19 protein-coding genes are annotated in these 19,921 nt (G+C 73.1%); 8 read left to right on the forward strand and 11 right to left on the reverse strand.

Annotated elements, in window-relative coordinates:
* Positions 1-5 precede the first annotated feature (5 nt).
* On the forward strand, positions 6-1,190 hold the full coding sequence (locus ACWDY5_RS06495) for a 3-deoxy-7-phosphoheptulonate synthase (protein WP_449721261.1): 1,185 nt from the start codon (positions 6-8) through the stop codon (positions 1,188-1,190).
* On the opposite strand, the gene ACWDY5_RS06500 is transcribed toward ACWDY5_RS06495, so the two are convergent.
* Positions 1,165-1,869, reverse strand: coding sequence for a response regulator (locus tag ACWDY5_RS06500; protein WP_449721262.1), 705 nt, complete (start codon positions 1,867-1,869; stop codon positions 1,165-1,167). The genes ACWDY5_RS06495 and ACWDY5_RS06500 overlap by 26 nt on opposite strands.
* Entirely contained in the window at positions 1,866-3,131 is a 1,266-nt protein-coding gene (locus ACWDY5_RS06505) for a sensor histidine kinase (RefSeq protein ID WP_449721263.1), read from the reverse strand. Before ACWDY5_RS06505 ends, ACWDY5_RS06500 begins: the two co-directional genes overlap by 4 nt.
* 112 nt (positions 3,132-3,243) lie before the next feature.
* Between ACWDY5_RS06505 and ACWDY5_RS06510 the strand changes: the two genes are divergently transcribed.
* Both ACWDY5_RS06510 and ACWDY5_RS06515 read left to right on the forward strand, forming a co-directional pair.
* Entirely contained in the window at positions 3,244-3,948 is a 705-nt protein-coding gene (locus tag ACWDY5_RS06510; RefSeq protein WP_449721264.1) for a DUF998 domain-containing protein, read from the forward strand.
* 29 nt (positions 3,949-3,977) lie between these two features.
* Positions 3,978-4,427: a hypothetical protein gene (locus tag ACWDY5_RS06515; protein WP_449721265.1), complete on the forward strand. Its 450-nt coding sequence runs from the start codon at positions 3,978-3,980 to the stop codon at positions 4,425-4,427.
* A gap of 5 nt (positions 4,428-4,432) precedes the next feature.
* On the opposite strand, the gene ACWDY5_RS06520 is transcribed toward ACWDY5_RS06515, so the two are convergent.
* Positions 4,433-5,074, reverse strand: a complete 642-nt coding sequence (locus ACWDY5_RS06520; protein WP_449721266.1) for a TetR/AcrR family transcriptional regulator — start codon at positions 5,072-5,074, stop codon at positions 4,433-4,435.
* Between the two features lie 128 nt (positions 5,075-5,202).
* Between ACWDY5_RS06520 and ACWDY5_RS06525 the strand changes: the two genes are divergently transcribed.
* The gene (locus ACWDY5_RS06525) at positions 5,203-6,414 is read left to right on the forward strand and encodes a lipase family protein (RefSeq protein WP_449721267.1); all 1,212 of its coding nucleotides are present in this window, start codon (positions 5,203-5,205) and stop codon (positions 6,412-6,414) included.
* A gap of 52 nt (positions 6,415-6,466) precedes the next feature.
* Here ACWDY5_RS06525 and ACWDY5_RS06530 read toward each other — a convergent pair whose 3' ends face one another.
* The 3 genes from ACWDY5_RS06530 to ACWDY5_RS06540 are packed head-to-tail and all read right to left on the reverse strand — an operon-like array spanning position 6,467 to position 9,520.
* Positions 6,467-7,444, reverse strand: coding sequence for an ABC transporter substrate-binding protein (locus ACWDY5_RS06530; RefSeq protein ID WP_449721268.1), 978 nt, complete (start codon positions 7,442-7,444; stop codon positions 6,467-6,469).
* Positions 7,445-7,455: 11 nt separating this feature from the next.
* The gene (locus ACWDY5_RS06535; RefSeq protein WP_449721269.1) at positions 7,456-8,469 is read right to left on the reverse strand and encodes a FecCD family ABC transporter permease; all 1,014 of its coding nucleotides are present in this window, start codon (positions 8,467-8,469) and stop codon (positions 7,456-7,458) included.
* A gap of 4 nt (positions 8,470-8,473) precedes the next feature.
* A complete protein-coding gene (locus tag ACWDY5_RS06540; protein WP_449721270.1) occupies positions 8,474-9,520 on the reverse strand; it encodes a FecCD family ABC transporter permease in 1,047 nt (348 codons plus the stop codon).
* 15 nt (positions 9,521-9,535) lie between these two features.
* Between ACWDY5_RS06540 and ACWDY5_RS06545 the strand changes: the two genes are divergently transcribed.
* A complete protein-coding gene (locus ACWDY5_RS06545; protein ID WP_252484157.1) occupies positions 9,536-9,880 on the forward strand; it encodes an RNHCP domain-containing protein in 345 nt (114 codons plus the stop codon).
* Here the strand turns inward: ACWDY5_RS06545 and ACWDY5_RS06550 are convergent.
* The 3 genes from ACWDY5_RS06550 to ACWDY5_RS06560 are packed head-to-tail and all read right to left on the reverse strand — an operon-like array spanning position 9,867 to position 16,252.
* Positions 9,867-11,714, reverse strand: coding sequence for an FUSC family protein (locus tag ACWDY5_RS06550; RefSeq protein WP_449721271.1), 1,848 nt, complete (start codon positions 11,712-11,714; stop codon positions 9,867-9,869). The genes ACWDY5_RS06545 and ACWDY5_RS06550 overlap by 14 nt on opposite strands.
* A 24-nt stretch (positions 11,715-11,738) precedes the next feature.
* Positions 11,739-14,000, reverse strand: a complete 2,262-nt coding sequence (locus ACWDY5_RS06555; RefSeq protein WP_449721272.1) for an FtsK/SpoIIIE domain-containing protein — start codon at positions 13,998-14,000, stop codon at positions 11,739-11,741.
* Positions 14,001-14,008: 8 nt separating this feature from the next.
* Positions 14,009-16,252: an FtsK/SpoIIIE domain-containing protein gene (locus tag ACWDY5_RS06560; RefSeq protein ID WP_449721273.1), complete on the reverse strand. Its 2,244-nt coding sequence runs from the start codon at positions 16,250-16,252 to the stop codon at positions 14,009-14,011.
* 168 nt (positions 16,253-16,420) lie between these two features.
* Between ACWDY5_RS06560 and ACWDY5_RS06565 the strand changes: the two genes are divergently transcribed.
* The gene (locus ACWDY5_RS06565) at positions 16,421-17,458 is read left to right on the forward strand and encodes a phosphotransferase (RefSeq protein WP_449721274.1); all 1,038 of its coding nucleotides are present in this window, start codon (positions 16,421-16,423) and stop codon (positions 17,456-17,458) included.
* A gap of 4 nt (positions 17,459-17,462) precedes the next feature.
* On the opposite strand, the gene ACWDY5_RS06570 is transcribed toward ACWDY5_RS06565, so the two are convergent.
* A complete protein-coding gene (locus ACWDY5_RS06570; protein ID WP_449721275.1) occupies positions 17,463-17,891 on the reverse strand; it encodes a nitroreductase family deazaflavin-dependent oxidoreductase in 429 nt (142 codons plus the stop codon).
* 10 nt (positions 17,892-17,901) lie between these two features.
* Positions 17,902-18,525 carry a TetR/AcrR family transcriptional regulator gene (locus ACWDY5_RS06575; protein ID WP_449721276.1) on the reverse strand — a complete coding sequence of 208 codons (624 nt, stop codon included), beginning with the start codon at positions 18,523-18,525 and terminating at the stop codon, positions 17,902-17,904.
* 72 nt (positions 18,526-18,597) lie between these two features.
* On the opposite strand from ACWDY5_RS06575, the gene ACWDY5_RS06580 reads away from it, so the two are divergent.
* Both ACWDY5_RS06580 and ACWDY5_RS06585 read left to right on the forward strand, forming a co-directional pair.
* A complete protein-coding gene (locus ACWDY5_RS06580) occupies positions 18,598-19,026 on the forward strand; it encodes a nuclear transport factor 2 family protein (protein ID WP_449721277.1) in 429 nt (142 codons plus the stop codon).
* The gene (locus tag ACWDY5_RS06585) at positions 19,019-19,864 is read left to right on the forward strand and encodes an NAD(P)H-binding protein (protein WP_449721278.1); all 846 of its coding nucleotides are present in this window, start codon (positions 19,019-19,021) and stop codon (positions 19,862-19,864) included. The genes ACWDY5_RS06580 and ACWDY5_RS06585 overlap by 8 nt, the downstream gene beginning before the upstream one ends.
* Positions 19,865-19,921 lie beyond the last annotated feature (57 nt).

Consider the following 19,921-nt stretch of genomic DNA (forward strand, 5'->3'; position numbering starts at 1 on the left):
CCTGGGTGCACACCGAGGCGGTCCGCGACGCGCTCGCGGACGAGGAACTGGCGTACTGGCAGCTGTTGCCCGCGCGGCAGCAACCCAGCTGGACCGACCCGACGCTGGCCGCGGCGCACCGCGCCGAGCTGGCCGCCCGGCCGGGCCTGGTGCACTGGGCTGAGGTGGACGGGCTGCACCGCTGGCTGGCCGAGGTGGCCGGCGGCAGCGCCAAGGTGGTGCAGGCAGGCGACTGCGCGGAGGACCCGGCGGAGTGCACGCCGGAGCACATCGCGCGCAAGGTGGCCATGCTGGACGCGCTGGCCGGGGTGGTCGGCGGGGCCAGCGGGCTGCCGGTGGCGCGGGTGGGCCGGTTCGCCGGTCAGTTCGCCAAGCCCCGCTCCAAGCCCTCGGAACGCTGCGGCGACCTGGAGCTGCCGTCCTACCGCGGCCACCTGGTCAACGGCCCGGAAGCCGAGCTCGCCGCCCGCCGCCCGGACTCCGCCCGGCTGGTGTCCTGTTACGAGGCGGCCAGTGTCGCGGTGGGCGCGCTGCGCGGCGCGCGCAGGCCGTTCGGGCAGCCGGTGTGGACCTCGCACGAGGCGCTGGTGCTGGACTACGAGCTCCCGTTGCTGCGCAAGAACTCCGCGGGCCAGACCTTCCTGGCCTCCACGCACTGGCCGTGGATCGGCGACCGGACCCGCCAGCCCGACGGCGCGCACGTGCGCCTGCTCGCCTCGGTGGCCAACCCGGTGGCCTGCAAGGTCGGCCCGACCACCCCGCGCGCCGACCTGCTCAAGCTGTGCGAGGTGCTGGACCCGCACCGCACCCCCGGCCGGTTGACCCTGATCGCCCGCTTCGGCGTGCGCCGGGCCCCCGAGCTGGCGCCGCTGGTGGCCGCGGTGCGCGCGGCTGGCCACCCAGTGGTGTGGCTGAGCGATCCCATGCACGGCAACACGATCAGCGCCGCGGGCGGGGTCAAGACCCGGCTGCTGGCCGACCTGATCGCCGAGGTCAGCCAGTTCCTGCGGATCGTGCCCGAACAGGGCGGCGTCGCGGGCGGCCTGCATCTGGAAGCCACCCCCGACCCGGTCACCGAATGCTTGGGCGCGGGCGTGGAGGCCGACGACCTCGGCCGCTGCTACACCTCCCTGTGCGACCCTCGGCTGAACCAGCAGCAGGCCATCACCCTGGCTGCTGCCTGGCGCTGACCAGCCCGGTCTCGTAGGCGAGCACGATCGCCTGGGCGCGGTCGCGCAGGGCGAGCTTGGCCAGGATGCGGTTGAGGTGGGTCTTCACGGTCTGCTCGGAGAGCACCAGCTCCACCGCGATCTCGGTGTTGGACAGGCCCCTGGCGACCAGGGTGAGCACCTCGGTCTCCCGGTTGGTCAGCACCTCCAGCCGTTCCGGGCGGGCCGCCGGGGCGGGGCGGGTGCGGACGAACTCGCTGATCAACCGGCGGGTCACGGCGGGCGCGAGCAGCGCGTCCCCGGCCGCGACCACCCGGATCGCGTTGACCAGCTCGGCGGCCGGCGCGTCTTTGAGCAGAAAGCCGCTGGCGCCGGCCCGCAGCGCCTCGAACACGTAGTCGTCCAGGTCGAAGGTGGTCAGCACCAGCACCCGCAACGGGTTCTCCGCCGCACCGTCCGAAGTGGACTCTTCGTCGAGCAGCCGCCGGGTGGTCTCCAGGCCGTCCAGGCGGGGCATCCGGATGTCCATCAGCACCACGTCCGGCCGCTGCCCGCGCGCGTCCAGTTCGGCGATGCCGGTCAGCGCCTCGATCCCGTCGCCCGCGGTGCCCACCACCGTCATACCGTCCTGGGCGCCGAGCAGACCGGCGAAGCTCTCCCGCACCATCGCCTGGTCGTCGACCACGTAGACCCGGATCACGCCGCCCCCTCGGTGTTGTCCGCCAACGGAATCCTCGCCCGCACGGTATACCCGCCGTCCGGCCGCGGCCCGGCCTGGAACTCGCCGCCGACGATGCCGATCCGCTCCCGCATCCCGGTGATCCCGTTGTCCGGCCCGGACTCCCCGGCCACCCGCAGCCCGGGATCGTTGTCCACCACCAGTTCCAGCTCACCCGGCAGGTAGCGCAGCGCCACCCGCACCGCCGCGCCGGGCGCGTGCCGCCTGGCGTTGCTCAGCGCCTCCTGGGTCACCCGGTACACGGCCAGCCCGGCCGCCGAGGGCACGGGCCGCGCCGTGCCCTCGACGGCCAGCGCCACCGCCACTCCGGACCGCTCCGCCTCGGCCACCAGCTCCGGCAGTTCGGCCAGGGTCGGCTGTGGCGCGAGCTCCGGCTCGGCGTCCTCGGCCCGCAGCACCCCCAACAGGCCGCGGGTCTCGGACAGCGCCTGCCGGGCCGCATCGCCAAGCTGGACAAGCTCTTCGCGCACCCGATCGTCCGAAATGGACAGTCGGTAGGGCGCGCTGTCGGTGCGCACCGCGATCATCGACAGGTGGTGCGCGATGATGTCGTGCAGTTCCCTGGCGATCCGGGCGCGCTCGGCCAGCACCGCGGTCTTGGCCTGCTCGTCGGCCATGTCCCTGCGCACCCAGGCCAGTTCGGAGGTGGCCGCGTCCTCCCGGCTGCGCGACACCCCGACCACCACCGCGCCCAGCGCGAACACCACGGCGAACGGCGAGTCCGGCACCCCGGACAACGGCAGCGCGCCGGCCAGGTAGGTCAGCAGCACGGTGAGCACGCCGACGGTCGCCCGGTCCCGTTGCGGGGCGCGGGCCACCGCCGCGAAGACCGCGGGGACCAGGGCCAGCGCGCCGATGGACCACGGCCGCTCGATCGCGGGCACCCCCGGCAGGATTCTGGGGAACTCGACCAGTAGCGGCGCCACCGCCAGCGTGACCAGCAGGCCCATCGCCAGCCGCCAGGCGGTCACCGGCGACCGGTTGCTCAGCAGCCACGGCAGCAGGTGCGCCAGCGTGAGCAGTACCCCGGCCACCGGGTTGAACGCCTTGAACCAGGTGATCCCGTTGGCCATGGCCAGCAACGCGAACAGCAGCACCGCGGTCTTGCGGCGCACCCACCGCGGGCCCGGCAGCCAGGTCACCGGCGGTCCCCAGTCGGCGTCCCGCGCGGTGACCAGCATCCGCCAGGTCGCCCGCAACCCGGTTCCGAGGTGTTTCAGCATGCCGCCGACGCTAGTCAGAGCCATGCCGCCGATCGTCACACGCTGGTACCGCATCCGGAGTCAAACCGTGGGGTGACGACGAGACAAAAACGGCCCGGCCAGTCTCGGTCGCATGGATCCCACCCTCCGGCTGATCACCCGGTTGCTGGCCACCTCCGCGCTGTGCTGGCTGGCCTGCGCGGTCATGGTGGCCGTCTTCGTCGACTTCGTCTACTTCGGACAGTTGGACCCGTTCCGGTCCACCTTCAGCGAGTTCATCTTCACCGAGCAGGGCGCCCGGCTGGTCGGGGTCAGCATGCTGGCCACCGCGTTCGGCTCGCTGGTCCTCGGCGGCGCGCTGATCAGCGCGGGCGCGCCCGGCGGGCGGCGGGCGGCCTGGCTGATCGCGGTGTGGGCGCTGGGCCTCGGCGTGGCCGCGGTGTTCCCGATGGAACCGGTGCACGAGCCGCTCACCCCCTACGGCGCGGTGCACCGCTACGCCGCGCTGACCGGGTTCATCACCCTGCCGCTGGCCGGTCTGCTGCTGGCCACCCGGTTCCGCGGCCATCCGCAGTGGTCGCCGCTGTGCCGGCCGCTGCGGGTGGTCTCGGTGCTCGGCCTGGCCGGCGTGCTGGCCTTCCTGGCCACCTTCCTGCCGCTGGACCGGCCGATGTGGTTGCTCGGTGAACGTGGTTACAGCGGTGCGGCCGAACGGCTGTTGCTGGCCGCCCATGTGGTCCTGTTGCTCCTGCTGGCCTGGCGGGTGCGCCGGCACACAACGCAGCCGGAGATCACCCCGAAGCGGGAACCCGGACTCGTCCGTGTCGAACGCTGTTGATGTCCACAGTGGACACCTAGCGTGTGGGGATGCGCCGAACCGCCGCCCTGGCCGCCCTGCTCGCGGCCGTCGCCGCCGTCCCAGCCGCCGCCGCGGTCCCCGGCACCAAGCTGGAGTTCACCGCCACCCGCAAGCTGATCACCCTGCCCCCGGTGCCGGTGCCCGGCACCGCCTACGCGGTCCAGTCCGACCTGGCCAACGCCGACGGCTCGGCCGCGGGCAAGCTGACCATCAGCTGCACCGTGGTCGGCCTGACCCCCGAGCTGCACATCGAGGCGCAGTGCCTGCACATCTATCGCTTCCAGGACGCCGCGGAACTGCACACCACCGCGCGGGTGACCAGGAAGCTGGTCAGCGAGGACAAGCACCAGCAGGTCATCGTCGGCGGCACCGGCCGCTTCCGTGGCGCGAAGGGCGAGGGCAACATCGTCTTCGACACCGACAAGACGGTGAAGTACACGCTGGACTACGACCTCTAGGCCGATCAGGGCACCGTGATCGCGGCGACCATCAGGTGCCGCATGGTCGCGGTCACCTCGGCCGGGGGCAGCGGCCGCTCGGCCGCCTGCCACTCGCGCAGCAGCCCGGTCACCGCGCCCACCAGCGCGGTCGCGATCAGGTGGTAGTCCCGGACCGGGGCCTGCCCGCGCTGGGCCGCCCTGGTGGCCTCGCCCTCGATCAGCGTGCTCCACTCCGCCACCCAGCGCTGGTGCTGCCGCTCCATCGCCGGGCTCACCCCGACCGCCTCCACGTAGGCCAGCCGGGGGCGGCGCGGGTCGGCGGTGATGTCGGCCATGAACACGTCCAGCAGGGTGCCGATGCGCTCGGGCGCGTCCGCGCTGTCCGGCAGCGTGCGCAGCGCGCCGACCACGTGGTGCAGGGCGACCGCGTTGATGTCGTTGTGCAGGCTCAGCAGCAGGGCCTCCTTGTTCGCGAACTCCTCGTAGAAGTTCCGCGTGGAGACCCCGGCGTGCGTGCACAGCTGCTCGATGCGGGTGCCGTGGTAGCCGGCGGTGGTGAACAGCTCCAGCGCGGCCTCGACCAGCCGGGCCCGGCGGTCGGCTTTGCGCTGTTCGGGACGCATGCCGCGGTAGATGCGCGCGGTTGTCCCCGTCTCCTGGGCCATACCTCCAGCGTAGATCGTTCGGGGGGTGTGCACCGGTCAAGTGGTCATGACCATTGCCACATCTGGGCCGGACGGCCTAGCGTGTGAAAATCTCGATTACCACAGCGAGCGTCCCAAGGAGGTCGCCCGTGTCGCCGTCCCCCCGACTCCGACTGCTCGGCGCATGTCTGCTGACCGCGTTAGCGCTGACCACCCTGCCCGGCACCGCCACCGCGGCCCCCGCCGCGGTCCCCCTGCCCTCCGCGGACCCCTTCTACCAGCCGCCGAACCCGCTGCCCCCGGGCAAGCCCGGTGACCTGCTGCGTTCCCGCCAGGTCAAGGTCACCGTGCTCGGCCTGGAGGTCCCGGTCTCGGCCTGGCAGATCCTCTACCGCTCCACCGCGGCCACCGGCGCGCCGATGGCCGTCTCCGGCACGATCCTGGTCCCGCAGACCCCGAGCACCGGCAAGCCGAGGCAGCTGGTGACCTACGCGGTCGGCGCGCACGGCCTGCACGAGACCTGCGCGCCCTCCTACAAGATGCGCACCGGCACCGAGAACGAGGTCGCCCTGATCGGCCAGTTCCTGCTCGCCGGGTTCGCCGTGGTGATCACCGACTACCAGGGCCTTGGCACGCCCGGCCCGCACACCATGGCGGTCGGCCCGGCCGCCGGGCACGCCATGCTGGACGCGGTGCGGGCCGCGCAGAAGACGCCCGGACCGGAGCTCGGGGTCGGCCCGGTCGGCATCTACGGCTACTCCCAGGGCGGCCAGGCCGCCAGCCACGCGGGCGAGCTCCAGCCGACGTACGCGCCTGAGCTCCAGGTGGCCGGGGTGGTCGCCGGCGGCATCCCGCGCGACCTGCGCGAGCTGTTCCCGGTGATCGACGGCGGCCCGTTCTCCGCGCTGATGATCGGCGCGGTCTCCGGCCACATGGGCGCCTACCCGGACCTGCCGGAGGAGTTCATCAACGAGGCCGGGAAGAAGCTGATCGCCAAGCAGCGCACCGAGTGCATCGTCGGCACCATGCTGCTCACCGGCGCGTTCAAGCGGCTCAAGGACCTGACCACGGTGCCAGACCCGATCAAGGATCCGCGCTGGCAGGCCCGGCTGGCCGCGGACGTGCCGGGCAGCCGCAAGCCGACCGCGCCGGTGCTGCTCTTCCACGGTGACTTCGACGAGGTCATCCCGTTCAAGGTGGCCAAGCCGCTGCTGGCCGACTACTGCGCCCGCGGCGCGACCGTGGAGTGGCGGACCACGCACCTCACCGAGCACATCCTGGGCAACATCGCCGGGGTGCCGATGGCGGTGTCCTGGCTGAAGGCCCGGTTCGCCGGGGTGCCCGCCGCCACCTCCTGCTGAGCGAGGACAGCGGGGCCGCCCGATCCGGACGGCCCCGCTGTGCTGCCAGGACTCAGTTCACCACGTCCGTGCGGGACCGGCCGACCAGCTCGGCCAGGTCGTTCATCACCTTGGTGAAGGACTGGTAGCTCATCGGCGCGGCCGCGAACCACGGCCCGACCTGGTCGGCCTGCACCGCGGGGTGCAGCTTCCAGGTGGCCACCTCGGCCATCTGGGTCGGCGTCAGCGCCTGGGCCTCCCGGTTGTCCACCAGCACCAGGTCGGCCGGGTACTCCCGGACCTGCTCCCAGCTGATCTTCTGGAAGTAGGCCTCACCCTGGGCCGGCTCGTAGACGTCCAGGCCCAGCGAGCGGAAGTACTTCAGGTCGCCGGACTCCTGCGGCCGCACCAGGTACAGGTCGTTCTTGGTCGCGCTGACCACCAGCACCTTCAGACCCGGCTTGCTCTTGGCCGCCTCGCGCAGGTTGTTCTCCGCCTTGGCGAACTCGGCCTTGGCCGCGGCCACCGCGCCGCCCTTGACGTCCGCGCCCAGCGCGCTCGCCAGCGTCTCGAACCGGGCCAGCGCCTCGGGAATCGGCTTGCCGCCGATCTTGATGCCCGCGGTCGGCTTGACCTTGTCCTTGGCGGTGTCCGGAATGTACCAGAGCGTGTCGTCGTACATCGTGGTGATGGTCAGCTCCGGCCGCAGCGAGGCGAACTTCTCCAGGTTGAACTCGCCGTAGGTGGAGCCGACCGACTGGACCGCGTTGAGGTCCACGTTGCCGATCTGCGGGTCGGGGCGGCCGTCGGCGAGCTTCTGCGGGCCGAACACGCCGGTGACCTTGACGCCGAAGTCCCACAGCGTGCCGGCGGCCGCGGACTGGGCCACGATCCGGGTCGGCTTGGCCGGCAGGCTGATCTTCTCGCCGCGGTCGTCGGTGAACTCCCACGGGCCGCCGCCGGTGGGACCGGTGGCGGAGCAGGCGGCGAGCAGTCCGGCGGTGGCCAGCACGGCCCCCGCACGGAGCAGTCGGCGGGTGGATCCCAGCATGTTCTTTCCTTTCAGCCGGCGTTGGCTCGGTTGGCCCTGGCCAGCAACCACAACAGGAACGGCGCCCCGATCACGCCGGTGACCACGCCGACCGGGAGTTCGGCCGGTAGCAGGGTCCGCGCGATCAGGTCGCTGACGAGCAGGAGCAGGGACCCGGCCAGCCCGGAGGCCAGCACGGGCGGGGTGGCCGCCCGGCACAGTCGCAGCGCGAGCTGCGGGGAGACCAGTGCGACGAAGACGATCGGCCCGGCCGCCGCGGTGGCGACCGCAGCCAGCCCGACCGCGACCAGGCCGAGGGACAGCCTGGCCCGCTGCACCGGGATGCCGAGTCCGGTGGCGGTGTCGTCGTTGAACTGCAAGGCGTCCAGCCAGCCGCGCAGCAGCAGGGCGAGCGGCAGCAGCAGCACCACGGCCACACCGATCCAGGTGACGTGGCCGAAGTTGCGGGCGTTGAGCGTGCCGGTGAGCCAGACCATCGCGCCCTGCGCGTCGTAGACACCCAGGCTCAGCAACAGATAGCTGGTCGCGCCGGTGCACAGCGCCTGCACGCCGATGCCGATCAGCACGATCCGGTAGCCGGTGGTACCGCGCTTCCAGGCCAAGGTGTACACCGCGAACGCGGAGGCCAGCGAGCCGAGCAGGGCCAGCAGCGGCACGCCCAGCCCGCCGCCGATGCCGAGCGCGGTGCCCGCGACCACCACCACGTTCGCGCCGCCGGTGATCCCGATCAGGTCGGGACTGGCCAACGGGTTGCGGGTGAGCGACTGGAACAGCGCGCCCGCCACGCCGAAGGCCAGCCCCACCAACAGGCCGACCAGCGCGCGCGGCAGCCGGAGCTCCCGCACCACCAGCAGGGTGGAGTAGTCGCCGATGCCGCCGAGCGCGGCCACCACCTCGTCCAGGCCGAGCTGGAACTCGCCGGTGGCCAGGCTGACGCAGAACATCAGCAGGGTCAGCGCGGCCAGCAGCAGGGACACCGCGCTGACGCGGGCCCGGTTGCCCAGTTTCACCGGGGTCGTCGTCACGGGATCACAGCTCCGGGAGGCGCTGGCGGCGGACCAGCGCGATGAAGAAGGGCGCGCCGAGGAAGGCGACGATGATGCCGACCTGGAGCTCCTCCGGCCTGGCCAGCACCCGGCCGAAAATGTCCGCGCCCAGCAACAGGATCGGCGCGATCACCGCCGAGTAGGCCAGCACCCAGCGGTGGTCGGGGCCGGTGATGATCCGGGCCATGTGCGGCACCACCAGGCCGAGGAACACCATCGGCCCGCAGGCGGCCGCGGCCGACCCGGCGAGCAGGGTGATCGCGATGACCGAGATCAGCCGGATCCGCCCGACGTTGCGGCCCAGCGCCCTGGCCACGTCCTCGCCGAGGGCCAGGCTGTTCAGCGCCGGGCTCACCGCGAGCGCGAGCGCCGCGCCCACGAGCAGGAACGGCAGCAGCTGGTAGAGCACCGCCGGGTCCTGGCCGTTGATCGCGCCGACCGCCCAGAACCGGTAGCGGTCCAGGGTGGCCGCGTCCAGCAGCAGCACCGCGGAGACCATCGAGTTGAGCATCGCCGAGACCGCGGCCCCGGCCAGCGCGAGTTTGGCCGGGCGGGCGCCGTCCCGGCCGAGGCTGCCCAGGCCGAAGACCACCACGGTGGCGACCAGCGCGCCGGCGAAGGCGAACCACACGTAGCCGTAGAAGGAGGCGATCCCGCCGAAGAGCGCGGACAGCGTCACGCCGAAGGCCGCGCCCGAGGTGACGCCGAGGATTCCGGGGTCCGCCAACGGGTTCCGGGTCACCCCCTGCATCAGCGCGCCGGCCAGGCCCAGCGCCGCGCCGACCGCCAGGCCGAAGCCGGTGCGCGGCATCCGCAGCCCGCGCACGATCGCCTCAGCCTCCGGGCTCTCCGGCCGGAACACCGCGGTGAACACCTCGCCGAATCCCAGGTCGGTTGTGCCCACCATGATGGACAGCACGCACACCAGCAGCAGCACACCGAGGGCGAGGAGCAACCCGAGTGGGCGCGACAGACCGGCCCCTGACGACCGCCCGGTCGCCACGGGCTGCCGCTTATCGACCGTGGTCACCCGGTGAGGATAGCCATGCCTAACTACCGCGACGCGTCCGAATCCGGCGGCGACGGCGCCCGGTTCACCCGGCGGATCGAGGACTTCACCTGCGGTCACTGCGAACGCACGGTCCGTGGCAATGGCTACACCAACCACTGCCCGCATTGCCTGTGGTCCCGGCACGTCGACGTCAACCCCGGTGACCGGGCCGCGACCTGCGGCGGACTGATGCCGCCGGTGGCCGCGGGCATCCACAAGGACGCCTACTTCGTGGTCCAGCGCTGCGAGAAATGCGGCCACCAGCGGCGCAACAAGACCTCGCCGAGGGACAGCAGGGAGACGATCCTCACGTACTTCGGGCGACCTATCCCGGGCTGAGCGCGGCGGTCGCCGCCCGCAGGCTCACCACGTCCGCGGCCAGGCTGTCGATCAGCAGCCGCTGCTCCTCGGTGCGCGGCTCCGGCGGTTCCGCGACCTCGGTGCTGTCGCTGAGCGCGCGCACCAGCCAGTCCAGGGTGTCCCTGGTCAGCGCGACGTCCCCGCCGTGCATGAGCAGCCCCGCGGTGCCGCTGCGCAGCCCGCGCAGCGCGTCGTCGGCCTGGGCCAGCGCGGCCCGGTTGGCCTCGGTGTCGTCCCGGCCCTTGAGCTGGCCGCCGAGCAGCTCGTGCAGCTGCGCCGAGGACCGCCGCTGCTGCCGGACCAGCCCGCGCACGTCGACCTCCTCCCGGCTGCGGCCCAGCTGCCCGGCGATCGAGGTCAGCCCGGCCCGCGCGCCCTCGACGGCCCGCCGCACCCGTTCCAGCGGGGCCGGGGTGCGCATGCCGGGCACCACCGCGAAGCCGAACAGCAGCCCGATGCCGACCGCGAGCAAGATCAGCAGCATGTACTCCACCAGCACCGGCACCGGGTCCAGGTGCCGGGTGGTGGCGTTCATGCCGACCAGCATCAGCACCATGCAGCCGTTGAAGATGATCGGGTAGCGCTGCTGGAAGCCGAACCCGACCAGCATGGTGACCAGCCCCAGCGGCATCAGCACCGCCTGCGGCAGCAGCCACAGCACCGCGGCCAGCGCGAGCGCGCCGAGCAGCGTGCCTGCCGCGCGCTGCCAGGCCTTGAGCGCGCTGGCCCGCCAGTCCGGCTGCATGATCATGAACACCGCCATCAGGAAGGACGGCATCAGCGGGTCGCCCGGCCGCTGGGCGGCGATGACCAGCGCGAGCAGCACGCCGAGTGCACAGCGCAGCGCGTGCCGGAATTGCGCGGACTGCCAGGAGATCGCCTCGGCCAGCCGCGCGCCCGGGTACTCCGCGCCGAGCCGGGAGTTCGCCGGGGTCCGGTCCCGCCCGGCCAGCGCGGCCCGCACCCGGTCCAGCCCGTCCCACAGCGTGTCCACCATCGCCGAGGTCGCGCCCGGCAGCCCGGCCGGGGTCGCCGGCCGCTCCGGCGCGGGCGCGTCGCCGCCGTCGACCACCACCGCGGCCAGCGCGGTGGCCTCGGCCGTGGCCGCCGCCAGCACCGCGCGCAGCTGCCCGGCCACCGGCTCGGGCAGCTGCTCGGCCCGGTCGGTGAGCAGGAACAGCTTGGTGCGGTAGCGCAGCCCGCCGTCGAGCACCTGACCCAGCCAGGTGCGCTGCCGGTCGCCGCGCCAGGCCCGGATCGCCGCGTCCGGCCCGCGCGGCCCGGCCTCGGTGAGCACCCCGGCCACCGCGATCCTGGTCGGTTTGTCCGGATCACGCAGCCCGGCCAGCAGCCGCAGCAGGATCACCACCCCGCAGCCCAGCGCGGGCGCGGTCACCACCTGCCAGAGGCTCGCGGTGCCGGTGGTCTGGAAGGCGTAGCCGAACAGCGCGCCCATGCCCAGCCCGAGCCCGACGGTGATGAACCGGGGCCCGAACGTGGGCAGCAGCGCCACCGCGAACACGATCACGGTGAGCACCCCGATGGCCGCCACCACCGACACCTCGGCCAGCAGCCGCGGCCCGGCCACCACCAGCACCATCGCCGGGGCGAACACCGCGAGCAGCTTCACATCCGGCCACAGCGCGCCGCCGAAGGCCGCGATCAGGCAGAACATCGCCGACAGCGCGCCGAGCACCGCGGCAGGCCCGAGCCCGGCCAGGAAGCCGAGCCCGGCCACCCCGCCGATGACCACGACCATCATCACCGGCAGCACCAGGGGCGAGGGGCCGGACCGGGGTGCGCTGGTGCTCACCAGCCGATCATGCCGCACCGGCGGTTACTCGACCGGCACCCAGCCCACCTGCACCAGCTGCGTCGTCTGGTGGTCCCGCCACAGCTGCGCCCGCCCCGGCGGCGAGGCGTAGGGCAGCAGCCCGGTGATCACGTCCGGGGTGTCCGGGTTGCCGTTGAGCAGCAGGGTCAGCGTGTCGTTGAAGTCCAGCGCGGACAGCAGCGGGTCGGTGCGGCGCAGGTAGCTGCCGGCCAGCACCAGGTGGAACCCGATCCGCCGGGCGTCCGGCAGCAGGTCGGCCAGCACCTCCAGCACCCCGGCCTGCTGGCTGATCTCGTAGTCGTCGATCACCAGGTAGACTTCGGGTCCGTTGCCCCTGCCCTCGTCCCGCCGCTTGACCAGGGAGTCCCGGATCTCGCCGATCGGCACCGACATCTTGCTGGTCTGGGTCAGGTAGGTGAGCAGCCACTCGTTGGGCACCGAGCCGAGCCAGTTGCGGCGCGGGTCGATCCCGGCGACCACGGCCTGCTCCGGGGTGGTCGCGGCGGTGAGGTTGTGCAGCAGCGCGCGCAGCACCGCGGTCCGCCCGCTGCCGTAGTCGCCGAAGCACAGCAGGTGCTGCTTCAGACCGAGCCCGAAGCCGTTGAGCTCGCCCTCGATCACGCCCAGCGGCCAGCGCTCGTTCTTGGGCACCTCGGTCAGCGGCACCTCGGCGGGCAGCGGCAGCAGCTGCTTGGGCCGCGCGCCGGTCCAGGCCTTGTCGATGGCCGCCACCGGGTCCGGCTGGTCCTGGAACCGCGGCAGCGCGGCCAGGAAGTGCTCGGCCTGATAGGTCAGCCCGTGTCCGGTGCCCGGCAGCTCCTTGGCCTTGACCACATCCACCGCGGAGAAGTGCGGCGCGGACAGCCGCAGCTCCAGCCTGCTGCTGAAGGCATCCGCCAGCGGCAGCTCCAGCTCGCTCCAGCGGTTGATGCCCAGCAGCACGTGCACGTTCACCCCTGGCCCTCGGTTGACCAGGTCGTACACCGCGTCGTAGGCGTGCTGGTAGCGGCGCAGGCCGTACCAGCCGTGCACCAGCACCACCACCGCGCCGGGCTCGGCCGCGCCGGTGCCGTCCCGCCTCGCCCGTTCCCGCCGGTCGATCAGCGCGTTGAGCTCGTTGGCCGCGTGCCAGATGAGCGCGTAGTCCTGGTAGGCGGCGGCCACCCTGGTGTGCGGCAGACCGCGCAGCGGCAGCAGCGACTCGCCCGCGAAGTCCAGCACGTACAGCTGGAGGTGCGCGGGCGTGTTGGCCAGGGCCAGGCTGAGCGCGGCGTTGTGCAGCACCTCGGCCACCCCGGCCGCCGGATCGCCGACCACCAGCGCGTGACCGTCCCCTGTGGACAGTTCCAGCCGGTGCCGCTCCCGCCGTCGCTCCGCGGGCCGGTCCACCAGGCCGACGACGGGGGACAGCGGTGGCTCGCCGGGGGTGTGCAGGCCGTGCTGCTCATCCGTGGCCGTCGGCGGCAGCAGCACGTCCAGGGCCATCCGCTCGCGCAGCGGCGGCAGCAGTAGCGGTTCCGGGATGGCGGCCGTGCCGGTGAGCCCGGCCAGCGTCTCGGCCACCTGCTCGGCGGGCAGCGGCTGGCAGGTGACCGGGTCCTGGCCGGTGCCCCAGAGCACCTGGTCGCTGTCCCTGGTGTTGAGCTCGAAGCCGAAGTGCTTGTGCAGCCCCGAAGGCAGGTCGGTGACCTGGTCGAGCACCGCGATCAGGTGCACGCCCTGGTCCCGCCAGCCTGCCGCCTCGTCCCTGATCACCTCGGCCAGCCCTGGCGCCAGCCGGTCCATCCTGCTGAACCGGTTGACCACCACGACCAGCGAGGTCATCGGGTCCAGCTCCGGGTCGTAGTGCCGGGCCCGCTCGTAGTCGTGCTGGGTGCGCATCTTGCGCTGCCGCAACAACTCCGCCCGCCGCACGCTCTCCGCGCGCAACGCCGCCACCACGTGCCGGGCCGCGTCCGCGCCGGTGAGCAGGTGCGCCAGCTGCGGGGCCCGCTCGAACTCCTCGAACACCGCGCCGTGGCCCGCGTCCAGCAGGAACAGGTTCAGCGTGTCCGGCGAGTGCGCCGTCACCAGCCCCAGCAGCAGCCGGCGCACCGCGGCGTCGCGGTTGGCCTCGCCGAAGCCGGTGACCAGCCCGTGCGCCCCGATCCCGCCCAGCGACGGCGGTTTCAGGTCCACCTCGACCGGCTGACCGTCCACAGTGGACCCGATCGCGACCCGCAGCCGCTGCCCGACCGGCCGCACCGGCCAGCACGTCTCCGTCACATCTCCCCCTACACCGTCCATGTCAGCTGCACCGTCTCCTCCGCCGTCCACCGCCGCGTGATCGCCCGCCCCGGCGGCAGCACCCTGGGCCGCGCCCCGCTCACCGGGGTGACGTGCCGGTCGGCCCCGCTGAGCGAGAGCACGGTGGTGTCCTTGAGCTCCAGCCCGCGCAGCACCGGATCCGGCTTCGCCGGGTACCGGCCCGCGATGACCAGGTGGAACCCGGTCTTGGCCGCGTCGGCCACCAGCGGCGCCAGCTGGTCCCGTTGCGCGGCCGCGAGGTAGTCGTAGTCGTCGATCACCAGGTACAGGTCCGGTCCGCGCCACTGCCCCTCGTGGTTCCGGCGCGGGGCCAGCGCGGTGCCGATGTCCCGGACCGCCTCGTCGAACTGCGTGGCGGTGCGCACGTAGGAGATCAGCAGGCCCTCGCAGTCGGCGTTGAACCAGGTCCGCCCATAGTCCACGCCGACCACCCTGGCCTCCTCCGGCGTGCGGAGTGCGACCAGCCCGCGGATGAAGGACCTGATCAGCGTGCTCTTGCCGCTTTCCGGGTCGCCGAAGCACAGCAGGTGCCGGTGCTGGAAGGTGAACGGCAGGCCGGAGCCCTCGGTCACACCGAGCTTGAAGTCCCGGTCGCCGCCGCCGATGTCGGCGAAGTTCAGCTTGTACGGCAAGGCTTTCAGCCGCTGCACCGGGTGTGGCCAGGCCGCCGCGAGGTCCGGGGCCAGGTCCCGCGCCTGGTGCCGGGGACCGGCCAGCATGAACAGCGTCCCGTCACCGGTCCGGCCGTGCGTCGACCCCAGCTCCGGCGGCCTGCCCGGCAGCGGGGAGCTGTCCGGATCGGCCAGCGGCAGTTCCAGCCGGTGCCGGAAAGCGCCGTGCAGCGCGGGTTCCAGGTCCGCCCACCGGTCCAGGCCGAGCAGCACGTGCACGCCGACGGCCTGGCCGCGTAGCACCAGTTGCCGCAGCACCGCGGCCAGCCCGGGGTGCAGCTCGGCGTCGGGCCAGCCGTGCACCAGCACGAAGATCGCGGCAGGCTCCCCGGCCTCGGCGCGGTCGGTGAGGTCCGGCAGCCGGTGGTAGAGCTGCTCGCGGTGCTTGACCAGCCCGGCCAGCTCGTCCCTGGTCTTGTCCCGCAGGCTGTCGTCCGCGCCGCTGACCGCCACCCGCACGTGTGGCAGGCCGCCTGCCAGCTCGGGCAGCGAGCTGCCGTTGAGGTCGAGCAGGTAGAGCCGCGCCTGCGCCGGCGTCCGGTGCAGCGCGATGGACAGCGCGAAGCCGCTCAGCGCCCAGGCCAGCCCGGTGCCGACCAGCAGCACCTGGCCTTGTTCCACCATGACCCGGAACGGCTCGCCCCGGTCCGCGCCCAGCAGTTCGCCGACCGGCAGCGCGATCGTCTCGCGCACCGCCCGCAGCCCGTGCTCCTCGGTCTGCCGGAGCTCGACCAGGTTGGTGAAGTCGATCGTCTCGCGCGGCAGGAACGAACCCTCGGTCACCTTGGGCATGGTGGCCACCAGCGCCTGCACGTCCGGCGCGGCCGGCGGGGTGAACCCGACCGGCTCCCGGCCGGGCACGCGCAGCTCGGCGGCACGGTCGGAAACGGCCAGCTCGAAGCCGAAGTAGCCGTCCAGCGCCGCGGGCACATCGGCCAGCCGGTCCTCCACCAGCAGCAGGTGCACGCCGTGGTCCCGCCAGGCCGCGCAGTGCCCGCGCAGCAGCTCGGTCAGCTCCGGCGACTCCCGGTGCAGCAGGCTGAGCCGGTGCAGCACCAGCACCAGCGGCACGATCGGCGGCAGCTCCGGCTGGTAGTGCCGGGCCCGGTCGTAGTCGTGCAGGGTGCGCATGCCGTGCGTGCGCAACAGCCGCCTGCGCTGCGCCGAGGTCGCGGCCAGCGCCTCGATGAGCAGCGCGGGGCTCCGCGGCTCGCGCACCGCGTGCTGGGCCCGCTGGTAGTCCCGGAACAGCTCCGCCTGCTCGCCGTCGACCAGGCAGAGCTGCACGGTTTCCGGCGCGTGCGTGTCCAGCAGCCCGCACAGCAACGCGTGCAGCAGCTCGGTCCTGGCCCCGGCCGCGATGCCGGTCAGCAGGCCGTGCGCGCCGAGCCCGCCCAGCGGCGGCGGTTTCAGGTCCACCTCGACCGGCTGACCGTCCACAGTGGACCCCACCGTCACCCGCAACCGCTGTGCCGCCGGTCGCGCCTGCCACTCCCTCAACCCGCGCCCCCCGTGCTCGCCGATCTTCGCCGCCCCCATCTTCGCGCACCGCCCTGTCCGAAGGACTGCCCCCGCTTGGCGGAGCCCGCATCGGTCGGTCTGCCGATGGTGGAGAACCGGCCACAGCGTCAGACTGTCAGCAGCATCCCCCGTATCCGCCATTCGGGGCTGGTCGCAGGTTCGACCTTGTGAAATGGCGGAGGCCCCTTGTTGTCGCAGCTCAACACCCGCATCGACGTCGACTGGGTCCGCGCGACCCTGGACCGGGGCTGGGGCGCGGAGTGGTCCCGCCGCCCGCTCCACCCGCGTACCGACTGGCTGGGCCGCCCGACCGGCGACTCCTGGCTGGTGCACGCCAGCGGCCAGCCGCACGTGCTCACCATCCGGCTCGACCCGGCGCCCGCCGCCCTGTTCCCGGTGCGGCAGAAGGTGCTGGCGCACTGCAGGCGGCAGGGCGTGCCCGCGCCCAACCCGGTGCCGACCACTGACGGTGGCACCGTGACCTGGCGCGGAGACCTGGCCTGCGAGCTGACCCCGGCGGTCAAGGGCGCGGTGCCGCACCACGCAGGCCCGAACCAGATCGCCGCCGTGGTGCGGGCTGGCCTGCTGCTGCGCGCCAGCCTGGACCAGGTGCCCGAACCGGTGGTCAGCGCGCTGGCCGCGGTCGCCGTCCCGCCGCCGCCCTGCTGGCGCGCCGCGGTCGAGGCGGCCAGGACAGAGCTGCTGCCGCTGGCCGAACGCCGCACCGACGACTGGGGCCGGGCCTGCGCGGCGATGCTGCGCGGCGTGCTGGCCGCCGAGCCGCTGATGGACGCGCTGCGCCCGCGCCCGGCGCGGGCGGTGGTGCACGGCAGCCTGTGCGGCAAGCAGTTCGTGCTCTCCGGCGGCCGGGACCCGCAGGTGCTCGGCCTGCTGGACTTCGGCGCGCTGCACGTGGGCGACCCGCTGCTGGACCTGGCCGCGCTGGCCGACACCGCGGCCAGGGTCCGGGTCGGCGAGACCGCCCAGCGCCGCGCCCTGGCCTCGTTCCAGGACCTGGCGGCCCGCGGCTACCTGCTCGCCGACGGCCAGGAACAGCTGCTGATGCCGTTGCTGCTGACCAGAACCGTGCCACCGCTGGTCGACCTGGTCCGCGCGGTCCTGCTGGCGGGCCGCCGTGGACCAGACCTGATCGAGCGGTTCGACCGCTACGACCCGATGCACAAGGCGCACGTGCACCGGCTGCTCACCGGACCGGCCTGGTGAATCCTCAGACCTTGGTCAGCACGACGACCGGGATCTGCCGGGTGGTCCTGGTCTGGTACTGGTCGTAGTCCGGCCACGTCGCGGTCATCACCGGCCAGAGCCTGGCCCGCTCGGCCTCGTCAGCGGTGCGCGCCCGCGCGGTGAACCGGTCCCCGGCCACCTGCACCTGGACCTCCGGCCGCTCCCGCAGGTTCAGGTACCAGGCCGGGTGCGTGGGCGCGCCGCCCTGGGAGGCCACCACCACGTAGTCCTCGCCGACCCGCTGGTAGATCAGCGCGGTCCGCCTCGGTTCCCCGCTGCGGCGACCGGTGGTGGTCAGCAGCAGCGTGGTGGTGCCGTTCCACTCGTGGCCCTCGGCGCCGTCGGTGGCGACGTAGCGGTCGATGTGCTCCCTGACCCAGTCCCTCGGGCTGTCGATCGGCGTAGCGCTCACCCTCGGCTCCTCACTCCGGTTCCTCCAGCGTCAACGCCGGTGCGCGCGCGGAAAGTCCGCGCAGCAGGAACTCCACCACCGACTCCAGGTAGCGATCTTCCTGCGGCGCCCGCCTGGCCACCACGCGCCAGTACACCGGGGCCGCCAGCAGGTCCAGCGCCAGCTCCAGCTCGGTGTCCGGCGGCAGCTCACCGCGCTCGATCGCCCGGCGCAGCACGATCGCGCCCCTGGCCCGCCGGGGCTCGCCGATCAGCTCGGCCATCGCCGCGGCCAGCCCGGGGCTGCGGCCGGACTCCGCGATCAGGTCCGGCAGGATCCGGGCCACCCTCGGGTGGGTCAGCCAGTCCTGGACCGCGGTCAGCACGACCAGCAGGTCGCCGCGCAGCGAACCGGTGTCCGGGGCCGGGGCCATCGGCACGCTGAGCTCGGCCATCGCGGCCAGCACCATGTCCTGCTTGGCCGGCCAGCGCCGGTACAGCGCGCTCTTGCCCACTCCGGCCCGCTTGGCCACCGCCTCCATGGACAGCCTGCCGTAGCCGGACTCGGCCAGTTCGTCCAGCACCGCCTCGGTGATCGCGGCGGTGACCTGCGGCTGGAGCACCGCGGCTCCGGTGGGAGTGCGTCGGGCAGACATGGACGGAACGGTACCGTCCCATCCTGTGTTAACGTCGGGACGGTACCGTTCCGTCCAAACGAAGGAGCAGGCATGCGAACACCCCGACAGGTATTCGAGCACGCGCTGGAGCTGTTGCTGGCCAAGGACATGGACGGCTTCGCCGGCCTGTGGGCCGAGCAGGGCGTGCTGGAGTTCCCCTTTGCCGCGCCCGGTGCGCCGACCCGGCTGGCCGGGCGGGCCGCGGTGCACGAGTACGTCCGGGACTACCCGTTGATCCTGGACATCCGGTCGTTCCCGGAGGTCCGGGTGCACGAGACCGCCGACCCCGAGGTGCTGGTGGCCGAGTTCGAGGCGGAGGGCGTGGTGGTGCGCTCCGGCCTGCCCTACCGGCTGCGCTACATCGCCGTGCTCACCATCACCGACGGCGAGATCCACACCTACCGCGACTACTGGAGCCCGGCCGCGGTGGCCGAGCTGCTCGACGGCGCGGTGAGCCTGCCGGTGGTCCCGCGTGGCTGAGCCGATTCTGGTCACCGGAGCCACCGGGACCACCGGCAGCAGGCTCCTCCGGCGGCTGACCGCGGCCGGTCACCCGGTGCGCGCGGCCAGCCGGAAACCCAGCGCTGCCAACCAAGTCCGCTTCGACTGGGGCGACCCGGGCACGTACGCGGCCGCCGTCGCGGGGGTGCGCCGGATGTACCTGGTCGCGCCGGTCGGGGAGGCTGACCCGCTGCCCCAGGTCGAGGCGTTCCTGGCCACCGCGCTGGCCGCCGGGCTGCGCAGGGTGGTGCTGCTCAGCTCCTCCGCGGTGCCCGAGGGCGCGCCCGTGCTGGGGGAGCTGCACGCGCTGGTCCGCCGCGAGTGTCCAGAGTGGACAGTGCTGCGGCCGTCCTGGTTCATGCAGAACTTCCTCGGTGATCACCCACTTGCCGTGGCACTGCGTGAAACGGGTGAACTGGTCACGGCCACCGGCAGCGGCCGGGTCGGCTTCGTGGACGCCGGTGACATCGCCGCGGTGGCCGAGCGCGCGCTGCTCGCCGACCCCCCGTTGAACGAGGAACTGGTGATCACCGGGCCTGCCGCGCTGAGCTACGCCGACGCGGCCGCGATCCTGACCGGGCTGGGAGTGCCGGCCAGGCATCGCCCGGTCTCGGTGACCGAGCTCACCCAGCGTCACATCGCCGCTGGTTACCCGCCGGATTTCGCCGCCCTGCTGGCCGGGCTGGACGAGGGCATCCGGCAGGGCGGGGAAGACCGGGTCACCGACACCGTGCTACGGCTGACCGGGCGGCCGCCCTGCTCCCTTCGCGCGGTCCTGCTGGGCGCTATGGCGGGACCGATACCGACAATCGGGTGACGCGGTGTGGCAAGTTGCTTGCTTAGGGTAATAGTTGCCGGGTGACCAGCCAGCCGA

This window comes from Crossiella sp. NPDC003009 (assembly GCF_053591555.1).

What these genes read in the sequence shown, in the direction of transcription:
- ACWDY5_RS06580 (WP_449721277.1), top strand. Translation starts at nt 18,598, where the DNA reads ATGCGAACACCCCGACAGGTATTCGAGCACGCGCTGGAGCTGTTGCTG.
- ACWDY5_RS06545 (WP_252484157.1), top strand. Translation starts at nt 9,536, where the DNA reads ATGCCTAACTACCGCGACGCGTCCGAATCCGGCGGCGACGGCGCCCGG.
- ACWDY5_RS06515 (WP_449721265.1), top strand. Translation starts at nt 3,978, where the DNA reads ATGCGCCGAACCGCCGCCCTGGCCGCCCTGCTCGCGGCCGTCGCCGCC.
- ACWDY5_RS06560 (WP_449721273.1), bottom strand. Translation starts at nt 16,252, where the DNA reads ATGGGGGCGGCGAAGATCGGCGAGCACGGGGGGCGCGGGTTGAGGGAG.
- ACWDY5_RS06505 (WP_449721263.1), bottom strand. Translation starts at nt 3,131, where the DNA reads ATGCTGAAACACCTCGGAACCGGGTTGCGGGCGACCTGGCGGATGCTG.
- ACWDY5_RS06520 (WP_449721266.1), bottom strand. Translation starts at nt 5,074, where the DNA reads ATGGCCCAGGAGACGGGGACAACCGCGCGCATCTACCGCGGCATGCGT.
- ACWDY5_RS06575 (WP_449721276.1), bottom strand. Translation starts at nt 18,525, where the DNA reads ATGTCTGCCCGACGCACTCCCACCGGAGCCGCGGTGCTCCAGCCGCAG.
- ACWDY5_RS06530 (WP_449721268.1), bottom strand. Translation starts at nt 7,444, where the DNA reads ATGCTGGGATCCACCCGCCGACTGCTCCGTGCGGGGGCCGTGCTGGCC.
- ACWDY5_RS06510 (WP_449721264.1), top strand. Translation starts at nt 3,244, where the DNA reads ATGGATCCCACCCTCCGGCTGATCACCCGGTTGCTGGCCACCTCCGCG.